Below are 12,102 nucleotides of genomic sequence, written 5' to 3'. Positions count from 1 at the left end.
AAAAAGTTATAGAGCTTGAGCGCCTACACCTGTATTATCACAAATATAATGATTTTTTTGGCAAAATTTTAACAATTCTGTATTTATAAAATCGTCAACTCGTTGTTTTTCAGCTTTAGGGTATAACACATGTACATTAGCCCCCGCATCTAAAGTAAAACAAATATTACTGTTGGTCTGAGCTCTGAATTCCCATATTTTATTAATAATCTCAAGCGTGTTAGGTTTCATTAAAATAAAATACGGATTACTGGTTAGCATCATTGCATGCAAGGTTAAAGCTTCACTTTCTACCAAATTAATAAAGTCTTTTATGCTACCCTCTTGAAGGATAACAGAAAGCTTTTGTAAGTTTTCATTTGCCTGTTTAAAGCGTTGCTCGGCATACGGATGATTGTACATTAAATTATGCCCAACAGTACTTGATACTTGTTTTTCACCTTTGTCTACCAAAAGAATACTATCTTGATAGTCTTCAAAAACAGGGTGTACTTTATAAGGGAATTTAACACCAAATAAATCTGAGCTGCCTTCTATATCAGGATGCTTTCCCCAAACAACCAAAGGACCTTCAATACTTCTGCTGGCACTTCCAGAACCTAAACGAGCCAAAAATGAAGCTTTTTGAGTGTAGAAATCTTCAGGTAAATTAGGGGTTAACTCTTTTTCTAAACTGATCAGACACATGGCAATGGCAGCCATACCACTGGCAGATGAAGCAATTCCGCTACTATGAGGAAAAGAATTTTCAGAATGAATGGTCATGTTATATTCTGAAATATAAGGGCAGTATTCTAAAATTCGCTCAAAAAACTTAGCTATTTTAGGTTTAAATTCATCTTTCTTTTTTCCTTCAAAAAACAATTCAAAACTGATTGACTTTTCTTGATTGACTTTTCTTTCAAACTCAATAGTCGTTGTCGTATGACAGTTGTTAAGAGTAAAGCTAATAGAGGCGTTTTTTGGAAGTTGAGGTTCACTTTTTCCCCAATATTTCACTAAGGCAATATTACTGGGAGTTTGCCATGTATATGTAGCTTTTTCTACTGTTTTTGTGGTTTTCTGAAAAATGAAATCGGCTGTATTCAACGTAAAAAATTTTCAGCAAATATAAATGATTTACTTCTAAATTGCGTTTAGTTTACGTAACACTTCTTCCTTATAACTTCGGCTAATGGGAATTGTTTTTTTGGGAATTTCAATGTATTCATTAGTATAGGAACAAATCTGTGGAATGGCAACAATAAATGATCGATGAGTACGAATAAAAAGGTGAAGAGGTAGTTTGTTTTCGATATTGCTAATGGTTTCTCTGGTAACTATTGTTTTTTGCGGAGTGTAAATTTTAATATAATCACTTAAGCTTTCAATGTATAAAATATCTTTAAAGTCTATTTTTAACATCTTTCGGTCTGCTCTTACAAAAATAAAATGGGGAGTAGTTTCTGAGGCAGGTTTAATGGTTAAGGCAATAGGTTTTTTTAGAACACTTGTTTCAAAAAACTTGTTGATTGCTTGTAAAAAACGTTCAAAAGCAATAGGCTTTAATAAATAATCAACAGCGTGTAAATCAAATCCGTCAATAGCATATTCACGATAAGCAGTAGTGAAAATAACTTTTGTTTTTTGTTGAATAGACTTGGCAAAAGTGAGCCCCGATATTTCCGGCATATTTATATCTAAAAAAATTAAATCAATGTGCTCATTATTTAAAAGAGGAATGGCCTCAATAGCATTCGTGCAACTTTTGATGAGAGCCAAGTTAGGAACTTTGGCTACATAAGTTGCTAAAATTTCTCGGGCCATGGGCTCATCATCAATAATAAGGCAATTTATTTTCTTAGTCATTTTTTAAAGGAATTATAAGGGCTGCCGTAAATGTATTTTGGCGTAACTGTGTTTGTAACTGAAAGTTTTGATGGTAAAGCATTGTTAGTCTCTTTTGAATATTATCTAACCCAATGCCTTTTTGACTTTCTTTTTGTTTTTTGGTAGAATTGTGTATGGTAAAAACAAGCTCGGTTTCTGTGGTGGTTAAATGCAAATCTATTTTTAAAACGCCTTGTATTGGATTTCCATGCTTAAAGGCATTTTCAACAAACGGAAGTAATAACATAGGAGCAATTTGTAGGTTTTCTTGGTACAAATCCTTTTTAAAATGAACAACTAACCCTTGTTGAAAACGCATTTTTTCTAGAGCAATATAATCTTCTATATGCTGAATTTCATCCGATAATAAAACTAGAGGTTTTTCTACCTGATATAAAATATAGTCTAATAAATTAGAGAGACGTAAAATCATATCCGGAGCCTCATCTGCTTTTTTCAGCGTAAAACCATACAATGTATTTAGTGTGTTAAACAGAAAATGAGGGTGAATTTGCATTTTTAAAAACTTTAACTCTTGTTCTTTTAACTGCAATTGAGTTTCTAAGAACTTATTTTTAAGGTTTTGTTTTTCATCTAATGCCCGGTAATTGTATATCAGTATTTTTAAACCGCTTACTAGGGTTATAATAAATAATACACATATTGAAATAACCGAAGGACTTTTAATGAGCGTAGGAATGTTTTGAAACTCTAAATTGAAAAAGAAAACATATCCTAAAAGAATAGTAAGGAGTACTCCGAATAAAGTAAAAATACAAGCGTAAACAGTGTAAAGTAAGAATAACCAGTATTTTTGTGTTAACAGATAGTTAGGAACTAAATTGGATATGAAAACATAAGAAGTGGTAATGGTAATTACTGATATAATTGACGAAAACCAAAGTAAAAAAGTATTGTTTTGACTACCTGCGCTAAAGAATAAATAAAAAAAGAACCAAACACATCCCCAAAATAAAAGATGTAAGGGCATTTTTTTAAAATATGGAAGTAGTAACCTATGCATACCACAAAAAAGAGAAAATATTTTTATTTTACACAGTAAATATAGACGAAATACAACTTTAAGAGGCGATTTAACCAACAGGATATTTTACCGGTGGTTTTTTAAGAAAAACTGAAGAAAGGAGGGTGAAAATGGTTGTTGGTCTCAAATTAAAATAAAACTGAAAGCAAGGAGATTACTTTAGCAGTGAAATTAATTTAAAAACTTTTTTATTATGAACTTTATTATTGAAGGAGGCGTTTTTTTTATGGTTCCGTTATTAGTTTTACTGGTATTAGTGTTGGCTTTATTTGTGAAAGGATTAAAATCAAATACAGAAAAGAATGCAGACTTGCTAAAGTCTATAAGTTTGTTCTCACTGGCTTTTGGTGTGTTAGGTTTTATTTTAGGTATGTTAGTTGCCTTAGATTTTATTTCAATGAGTAGTCAAGGAGTTTCTCCTCAAATATTGGCATCAGGGATTAAAGTTGCAATGTTTTCGCCCACATTTGGATTGGTGATTTTTGTTGTGGGAAGATTAGCAGATATTATTCTTAGATGGAAAAGAAATTAAAAAGATACGTTGTTATGTTTTTTTAATGAGTAGTATTCGATTTATTTGATTCGTCAAATACCTATTTCTTATTTTTGAAATAGGTATTTTTGTATCTGTAAAGTTAAGAGAGTGGATAGAAAAATAAAATTAATTTGGGATTTCAAGGGCCCTGATGGCTTGGAAACAGCAAAACATCATTGTATTCATCTAAAAGAATTTACTCAAATAGATAATTTACCGTATATTGAAGTAAATTATCATCAGATAAATGATTTTCATACGATCGCCTATATAACGGTAGAAGAAAAGTATATGAAAACATTTAGAGATGCCTTAAAGCCTCATAGAGGTGAACTAGCGTAATTAACTAAAAAAAATAAACCTATGTTTTTAATCAATGCCTTAGCAAAACCAAAAAAAACATCTGAACACTATGATGAAGTTGTAGGTGCTTATGTGAGTTTATATATCAACTATAAAGATATTGAAGGAGCTTTAGAATTAGCTAAATTCTATATTAAAGATGAAGATTGGAAAGTAGTAGAAATAGAAGACGAGTATTTTACATTAGATTCTATTGATGATGTAGAAGGAGATGAGCAGAAAGAATTGTATGAGGAAGCTTTAGAATATGGGTATTCTATTATTTTCAATTGCTACGAAGAGGAAGAAGACGAAGATTAGAATGAGAACCTAGTACGCTGTTATTAATATAGTGTATAGCCTGTGTGGTGTTGCTACCATTAGGCACTGAGTGTCACTTTCATTAGCTGTATAGTGTTATCACTATTAGGCAGGGAGTGACACTCCTATTAGGTACTGAGTGTTACTCCTACTAGAGTCAGTTTTAATTATTTTAAATACGTTGGTGTTGTTTTGCTATTTATTCTGCAATAGCTTTAGCACAAATATAACCACCCGTCCAAGCATTTTGAAAGTTAAAACCACCGGTAACAGCATCAATATTTAATACTTCCCCAACAAAAAATAAATTTTTATGGAGCTTACTTTCAAAGCGCTTAAAATCAATTTCTTTTAAATCAATACCACCGGCAGTTACAAATTCTTCTTTAAAAGTAGTACGCCCGTTAGCATTGAATAGGCCTTTTGTTAGTTGGTTGGCTAAGTTTTCAAGTTGTTTGTTGCTTAGATCTGCCCAATTTTGATCGTTTTTTATTTCGGAAGCAATAACCAATCGTTCCCATAATCGACGAGGAATGTCATTAAAAGGAGACTTTAAACTTACTTGTTTTTTAGATTGTTGCTTTTTTATTTGTTGTAGTTTTTCCAATACACTATTGGTGTCTTCTCCTAACCAATTAACAAGTATATTGTATTGGTAGTTCTTATCTGCCAAAATTCTGGCGCCATAGGCAGATAGTTTTAATATAGCAGGGCCACTAAGTCCCCAGTGTGTTATTAATAAAGGTCCTGAGTTTTCCAGTTTTGTTTTTACAATACTAACGTTTGCATTAGGAACAGAAATTCCCCCTAAATCAATAATTCTGGAATCTTTTATGTTAAACGTAAATAAAGATGGCACGGGCGGAATGATGGAATGATCTAATTCAGTAAACAACTCCCATATTTTTTTACTGCTCCCTGCCGCTATTACTAAATAATCAGCCGTAAACTGTAGCTCTTTAGTATGTATTAGCCAAGAGTCTTTTTCTTTGGTAATAGCTGTAACACCATGGTTTGTTAGTACTTTAATACCTAATTTGTGTACAGCAGTGGTAAAACAATCTATAATTGCCTGTGAAGTATTTGCTTCAGGAAAAACGCGATTGTCTTCTTCAATTTTTAAAGGAACCCCATGATTTTCAAACCATTCAAAAGTATCACCTGTCATAAATTGATGAAATGGCCCTAGTAATTCCCGTTCACCTCTAGGGTAAAACTTAGTAAGTTCTTTGGGCTCAAAACAGGCATTCGTTACGTTACAACGCCCTCCTCCGGAAATCTTAACTTTTTGTAAAATATCCTTACCTTTTTCTAAAATAGTAATATCTAAATCAGCATTCAGTTCTTTTGCATTAATAGCGGTAAAAAAACCGGCAGCTCCGCCTCCTATAATAACTACTTTTTTCACATCAATAAATTTTGATTATCAATTCTAAATTGTTTTACAAGACCATTTCATTAAAAGGCAATAAGGTTGTAAACCCTTTTTTTCTGAAATAATCAGGGGTGTTTTCATTCCCTGTTGCTAAAATAAAATCCCCACCCCAAGCTCCTAAGCTTTTAATTTCACCAAAATAATCAGAAAATAATTGCTCTTTAACTGTTTGCTGTTTAATGATGGTTCCTATAATTTGTTCATGCTCAATAATTACGTTATTGAGTGACTCAATAGTGTTAGCTGATAAAAATTCTTGAGTTAATTGATTTATTTCTGGAATAAGGCTAAGTGCATCGTTTCTGTATTTCTTATACTGAGCAATTCCATCTCTACTATTTTGCTTTTGATTTAAATGCACAAAGTATATTTGATTAGAAAATATAGGTTTGTAATTAACAGGGGTAATACTAGGTTGGTTATTTTCTAAATGATAAATAATAGGAGTGGTATGTTTAGCACAGGCAATATCATATCCGCTACCGGAAAAAGCATTCCATAGCAGGGTGTACGGATTAACTTGTGCCCAAGAAGCAATATTGTTAATTAAGGTTGAAGAACTTCCTAATCCCCAATCCTGAGGAAAAGTTAATTGCGTTTTAACTACATATCCATTATTTGTGTTTAAGAAGTCAGGATTTAATTTTCTGGCTTCTTGTAAAATAGTTTGCAATGTTTCCGCAATAAACTCAGAGCTTCCTTCTTTGTCAGAAGTAAACGTTGCAGATGTTAGCCTAAGTTTAGGCAGGCTAAATGAAGCTTCAAACCAACATGTATTTTCATGGGTAAAGCTACCCCAAATAAGTTCAGGTTCGTTAATAGTTTTTACTACTAAATCCTGACCAAATTTTGTAGGAATAGCTAAAGCTTCAGCGCCATCTAGAACAAGATATTCTCCTGTTAATAATAATTTACCGTTACTGTAATGCCTCATTAAATTAAACCAAATTGTTTAAAGTGATGTGTAAAATGTTTTACCTGAAACTTTTTCCAGTAATCAAAATCCAATTCACCAAAGAAAGGATGTACTTCTGTATGATTTTTTTGATGTGTGAAAACCGTAACAAAATGTTTAATTTGAGCAATTAAGTCATCAATAGCTTCTTCCATAGAATCGAAAGTAAGAGGATAAGTTTCTTCTGATAAAAAAGGAGCTTTAAAACCTTCTTGTATTTCTTGGTTGGTGTCTAAAAAAGGCTTTCTTCTGGCAGCTTTTTCATCAGAAACATAAATGTTTACTTTCCAGTTTCCGTTAGCTATTTGAGTAACTTTACTTAAATGCTCTACCATTTGTTGTCCGTTCATTTTACCAAATAAAGGTTTAGCATTGGCAGGTAATTTTAAAAGAGTGGTTCTGATTTTTTCTTCATCTAAAAAATCAACCCAAGCAATGTTTGATGCCTGTCTGAGTGATGTTAATTCATCAACCACAGCACTATGAGAAACAGTTTTAGTTTCAAATAGTTTAACAATGCTGTTTTTTTCACTTTCAGAAGCACCTAATTGATTTAAAATATTCATTAAATGCATTTTCATGTGCCCATGTTGAATCCCTTTTGTTATTAAAGCTCTTAGGGCTGCAAAATTTTGCGCTAAACCGGCAGTAGCCATAATTTCCATAAGTTGAGGAGCAGATGGTCTGCCCATCATATCTAACGATAATTTAGCCATAGGATGTAAAGCTGTTAATCCGCCAACAGTACCCAAGGCTAAAGGAATCTCAATCCAAAACTTAAAAACACCCTCTTTAACCTCACAATGAGTTAAACTTTTATAAACACCCTCTTTTGAGGCATACGCATGAACTCCTGCTTCAACAGCTCTAAAATCGTTACCGGTAGCTAATACCACAGCATCAATACCATTCATAATACCTTTGTTATGAGTAACAGCTCGGTAAGGTTCAATTTCAGCAATCTTAACAGCTTGTTCAAATTTTTTGGCAAACTTTTCAGGGTTTTCGTCATCTAAATCGGTAACCTTACAAGAAACTTCGGCTTTTACTAAACACTCAGGAACGTAATTAGACAGAATACTCATAATAATTTCTATATCATCACGTCTAAACTGTTGCGCCATAGCCTCTAAACAAGAGTTAATAAAATTAGCTCCCATAGAATCTTTAGTTTCAAAAGTTACGTGTAGTTGATAGTAGTTGTCTAATTTATCGGTTTTATCAACCAATTGAATATCTAAAATACCACCCCCTCTTTTTTCCATGTTTTTGGTAATAGGTGCAGTAGCCTTACGTAATTTAGGTTTTTGTTCTTCAAAGTAGGTATATAAATCCTCTTTGTTTCCTTGATAAATAAAATGAACATGTCCAATTTTAGTGGTTGAAATAACTGTGGTTTTAAATCCGCCACGAGTACTCCAAAACTTAGCAACTAAAGAAGCCGCTGCAACTACAGAACTTTCTTCAACTACCATAGGAATAACAAACTCTTTACCGTTAATAATAAAGTTTGGAGCCACTCCGTATGGCATATAAAAGTTAGTAATGGTATTCTCTATAAAATCATCATGAAGTTGTTGTAAAGCATCATCTTCATTCCAATATTGCTTAATCGTATCTTTAATTTCTTTTTGGTTGTTAAAAAAATTTTTAGCTAACCAGTCAATCTTTTCTTTCTTAGTAAGTTTAGAAAATCCTTTGATAACTTTAGACATTCTCAGTTCTTGTTTTTAGATGGGGTCAAAGATAATTGAATCCTGTTAAAATCACTTTTATTATAGATATTTCTAAGCTTTTTAACCCACATTTTAATGAATTTTCCGTAAACTTGGCAAACTTTTTATGTAAACAACAACTAAATATGAAAAAACTGTTAATATTTTTTGTTGGATTTGCCACGTTAGTGCAAGCTCAAAAAAAAGATATTTCTTTAGAAGATATATGGAAAAAAGGCACATTCAGAGCCGATTACATGAATTCTTTAAATTCGATGAACGGAGATTTTTATTCTCTGTTGAATTATTATGAAGGAGGCTCTACGGTTGACAAGTATAGCTACGAAACTTTAGAAAAAGTAGCAACTATTGTTGACAGTAAAGATTTAAACGGAATACAATATATAGAATCCTATAGTTTTAATAATGATGAAACTAAATTGATTTTAGGAACGAATTTTAAACCGATATTCCGTCATTCATTTTTAGGTACTTTTTATGTATATGATATTGCTACGAAAACGTTATCACTCATTGGAGAAGATATTCAGGAACCTACTTTTTCACCTGATAGCAAAAAAATTGCCTATGCTAAACAAAACAATTTATACATCAAAGATTTTTCAAATGACGAAACTGTTTTTCAAATAACAAACAGTGGAAAGAAAAACGAGATTATTAATGGAATTACAGATTGGGTGTATGAAGAGGAATTTGGTTTTGTAAAAGCTTTTGAATGGAGTACAGATAGTAAAAACTTAGCTTATTTACGTTTTGATGAAAGTAAAGTAAAAACATTTTCAATGGACGTATATGGAAAAGGAAAATACCCAACTCAAGAGGTATTTAAATACCCGAAAGCCGGAGAAGATAATGCGAAAGTTACGTTACATATATTTTCTTTAGTAACTAACAAAACTGCAGAAATTATGGTAGGTGAATACGAATATATTCCAAGAATTAATTGGACAAAAAATGCTGACTTATTAGCGGTTCGTACACTAAACCGTCATCAAAATGATTTGAAATTGTATTTTGTAAGCGCGTCAACTTTTGACAGTACATTAATTTTAAATGAAACCGATAAAGCGTATGTAGATGTAAATGACGATTTAACGTTTTTAGAGGATAATAGCTTTATTTGGACTAGCGAAAAAGATGGATTTAATCATATTTATCACTATGATAAAAGTGGAAAGTTAATCAATCAAGTAACTAAAGGTAATTGGGAGGTAACTTCATATTATGGATATAACGCTGCTAAGAAAACGATCTATTATCAATCGGTAGAAAACGGTTCTATCAACAGAGGTGTTTACAGTATCTCATTAACAGGAGGAAACAAAAAATTACTAAGTAATACTACCGGAACAAACAATGCCGCATTTAGTAAAAACTTAAACTATTTTATCAATACATTCTCTGATGTTAATACACCACCTGTATATACCTTGAGAAATAGTGATGGTAAAGTGTTAAAAACGATTAAAGATAACGCTGCATTAAAAGAAACTATTGCGGGTTATAATTTAAGTAAAAAAGAGTTTTCAATAATTTCTATTAATGGAAACGACTTAAATATGTATATGATTAAGCCGTCTAATTTTGATGCAACTAAGAAATATCCTGTTTTAATGCATCAATATTCAGGTCCGGGATCACAACAGGTTGCTAATCGTTGGAACGGGGCTAATGATTATTGGCATCAAATGTTAGCACAAGACGGATATATTATTGTTTGCGTTGATGGTAGAGGTACAGGGTTTAAAGGACGTGACTTTAAAAAAGTTACGTATATGAATTTAGTAAAATATGAAACTGAAGATCAAATAGCAGTAGCAAAAGAATTAGCACAGTTACCTTATGTTGATGCAAAAAGAATTGGTATTTGGGGATGGTCTTTCGGAGGGCATATGAGTACTAATTGTATATTAAAAGGGAATGATGTTTTTGCTGCAGCTATTGCGGTTGCACCGGTTACTACTTGGCGTTTTTATGATACGATTTATACAGAACGTTATATGAGAACTCCGGAGGAAAATCCTACTGGATATGATGATAACTCTCCTTTAAATTATCCTGAATTATTACAAGGTAACTATTTATTAGTTCACGGAACAGGCGATGATAACGTTCATGTGCAAAACTCGTATAGAATGATTGAAGCTTTAGTTCAGGCAAACAAACAGTTTGAGTGGGCAATGTATCCTGATAAAAATCACGGAATTTACGGAGGTAACACTCGTCTGCATTTGTATACAAAAATGACTAACTTCATTAAAAACAACTTATAAAAATGACTGAATCAATAACTACTGAAAAAACATTTTTTGGGCACCCAAGAGGTTTATTTATCCTGTTTTTTACAGAAATGTGGGAGCGTTTTTCATTTTATGGAATGAAAGCACTTTTAATATTCTATTTAACTAAATACCATCTTTTTACTGACAGTGCTGGAAACTTGTTGGTAGGTAGTTATGCAGCATTGGTATACGCTGTTCCTGTAATTGGAGGATTCATAGCTGATAAATATTTAGGATTTAGAAAGGCAATTATTTTTGGGGGTATTATGCTAGTATTAGGTCATTTAGGAATGGCCTATGAAGGAAATGCTGCAACGCAATCGGTAACAGGAGAAATAGTTAGAGATAATGTAGCATTACAGGTTTTTTACTTTTCCTTAGCACTAATCATATTAGGAGTAGGCTTTTTAAAAGCTAATATTTCTTCATTGGTAGGAGAATTATACAAGGTAGGAGATAAACGAAGAGATTCTGGATTTACTATATTTTATATGGGGATTAATTTAGGATCGTTTTTAGCTACTATTATTTGTGTTTGGTTAGGAGAGAGTTATGGTTGGAGCTATGGTTTTGGTGCTGCAGGAGTAGGAATGTTGTTTGGATTGTTAACTTTTATATCCGGCAAAAAATTATTAATGGGTAAAGGAGAGTCAATCGTTCCGGAGTTTTTAAATAAAAAAACAATAGGTATCAAAAACGAATGGCTTATCTATATAGTAAGTGTTCTGTCAACAGTTATTTTTTGGCAAATGGTACAAAGACATGAAGTGGTATCTGCTTCTTTAATGATAGCAGGAGCTGCTTCATTTATTTATATTGTATACTATGCAATTACTAAGTTAGACGGAAAAGCAAGAGAGCAGTTAATAGCATTAACAATACTAATTGTTTTTACAGTAATATTTTGGGCTTTATTTGAACAAGCCTATACCTCTTTAAATTTATTTGCTGATAGAGTATTAGATAGAGGAAGTATTAAAGCAGGAACTTTTTTAAGTTTAAATGCACTGTTTATTATTTTATTAGCTCCTGTATTTGCTTGGTTATGGGTTAAATTAGGAAAATACAACCCTAATACAGCTGTTAAGTTTTCTATAGCTTTAATGTTAGTTGGATTAGGATTTGGTTCTTTAGTATTAGGTATTAACCTTTCCGGTTTAGGAAAAGTTGCTATTATTTGGTTGGTACTTACTTATTTTTTACATACTTGTGGAGAGTTGTGTTTATCACCTGTAGGGCTTTCAGCAGTAACAAAATTATCACCGGCAAGAATTGTAGGATTTATGATGGGAGTTTGGTTTTTAGCAACTGCCAGTTCAGAGTTTATAGCTTCTGTTTTAGCTAATATAGCTTCTGTTGATACAACAAATGGTACGGCTCCTGATTTGAATTTGGCTAAAGAAAGTTATTTAAAATTATTTGAATACTTATTTTATACAGGTTTAGGATTTGGAGTATTATTATTAATGATATCTCCATTAATTAAAAAATTAATGCACGGGGTTGATAAAGAATTAAATAACTAAAATAACTTACCTCACAGATTTTTCTGTGAGGCTTTTTTTTACTAAAAACTATATAA

The 12,102-nt window shown here is 32.0% G+C and carries 11 protein-coding genes; 5 read left to right on the top strand and 6 right to left on the bottom strand.

What is annotated here, in order from left to right:
* Nucleotides 1–6: 6 nt before the first annotated feature.
* The 3 genes from ACQY1Q_RS12615 to ACQY1Q_RS12605 are packed head-to-tail and all read right to left on the bottom strand — an operon-like array spanning nt 7 to nt 2,860.
* Complete coding sequence (locus ACQY1Q_RS12615) at nt 7–1,089, bottom strand: diphosphomevalonate/mevalonate 3,5-bisphosphate decarboxylase family protein (protein ID WP_431005679.1); 1,083 nt, start codon at nt 1,087–1,089, stop codon at nt 7–9.
* Nucleotides 1,090–1,125: 36 nt separating this feature from the next.
* Nucleotides 1,126–1,848 carry a LytR/AlgR family response regulator transcription factor gene (locus ACQY1Q_RS12610; RefSeq protein WP_431005678.1) on the bottom strand — a complete coding sequence of 241 codons (723 nt, stop codon included), beginning with the start codon at nt 1,846–1,848 and terminating at the stop codon, nt 1,126–1,128.
* Entirely contained in the window at nt 1,841–2,860 is a 1,020-nt protein-coding gene (locus tag ACQY1Q_RS12605; RefSeq protein ID WP_431005677.1) for a sensor histidine kinase, read from the bottom strand. Before ACQY1Q_RS12605 ends, ACQY1Q_RS12610 begins: the two co-directional genes overlap by 8 nt.
* Nucleotides 2,861–3,107: 247 nt before the next feature.
* On the opposite strand from ACQY1Q_RS12605, the gene ACQY1Q_RS12600 reads away from it, so the two are divergent.
* From ACQY1Q_RS12600 to ACQY1Q_RS12590, 3 genes are all read left to right on the top strand, one after another.
* A complete protein-coding gene (locus ACQY1Q_RS12600) occupies nt 3,108–3,446 on the top strand; it encodes a MotA/TolQ/ExbB proton channel family protein (RefSeq protein WP_431005676.1) in 339 nt (112 codons plus the stop codon).
* A gap of 111 nt (nt 3,447–3,557) precedes the next feature.
* Complete coding sequence (locus ACQY1Q_RS12595) at nt 3,558–3,791, top strand: hypothetical protein (protein ID WP_431005675.1); 234 nt, start codon at nt 3,558–3,560, stop codon at nt 3,789–3,791.
* 21 nt (nt 3,792–3,812) lie between these two features.
* Complete coding sequence (locus tag ACQY1Q_RS12590; protein WP_431005674.1) at nt 3,813–4,112, top strand: hypothetical protein; 300 nt, start codon at nt 3,813–3,815, stop codon at nt 4,110–4,112.
* A gap of 199 nt (nt 4,113–4,311) precedes the next feature.
* On the opposite strand, the gene ACQY1Q_RS12585 is transcribed toward ACQY1Q_RS12590, so the two are convergent.
* The 3 genes from ACQY1Q_RS12585 to ACQY1Q_RS12575 are packed head-to-tail and all read right to left on the bottom strand — an operon-like array spanning nt 4,312 to nt 8,217.
* Nucleotides 4,312–5,520 carry an NAD(P)/FAD-dependent oxidoreductase gene (locus ACQY1Q_RS12585; protein ID WP_431005673.1) on the bottom strand — a complete coding sequence of 403 codons (1,209 nt, stop codon included), beginning with the start codon at nt 5,518–5,520 and terminating at the stop codon, nt 4,312–4,314.
* A 34-nt stretch (nt 5,521–5,554) separates the two neighbouring features.
* Nucleotides 5,555–6,481: a GYDIA family GHMP kinase gene (locus ACQY1Q_RS12580; RefSeq protein WP_431005672.1), complete on the bottom strand. Its 927-nt coding sequence runs from the start codon at nt 6,479–6,481 to the stop codon at nt 5,555–5,557.
* Entirely contained in the window at nt 6,481–8,217 is a 1,737-nt protein-coding gene (locus tag ACQY1Q_RS12575) for a hydroxymethylglutaryl-CoA reductase, degradative (protein WP_431005671.1), read from the bottom strand. The genes ACQY1Q_RS12580 and ACQY1Q_RS12575 overlap by 1 nt, the downstream gene beginning before the upstream one ends.
* A gap of 146 nt (nt 8,218–8,363) precedes the next feature.
* On the opposite strand from ACQY1Q_RS12575, the gene ACQY1Q_RS12570 reads away from it, so the two are divergent.
* The gene (locus ACQY1Q_RS12570) at nt 8,364–10,511 is read left to right on the top strand and encodes a S9 family peptidase (RefSeq protein WP_431005670.1); all 2,148 of its coding nucleotides are present in this window, start codon (nt 8,364–8,366) and stop codon (nt 10,509–10,511) included.
* A gap of 2 nt (nt 10,512–10,513) precedes the next feature.
* Nucleotides 10,514–12,046 (top strand): peptide MFS transporter, encoded by a 1,533-nt coding sequence (locus tag ACQY1Q_RS12565; RefSeq protein ID WP_431005669.1) that lies wholly within the window; start codon nt 10,514–10,516, stop codon nt 12,044–12,046.
* Nucleotides 12,047–12,102: the final 56 nt, after the last annotated feature.

The sequence above is a fragment of the Tenacibaculum sp. TC6 genome (assembly GCF_050606265.1).
GTDB lineage: Bacteria > Bacteroidota > Bacteroidia > Flavobacteriales > Flavobacteriaceae > Polaribacter.
This window is presented reverse-complemented; position numbering and strand designations above follow the sequence as displayed.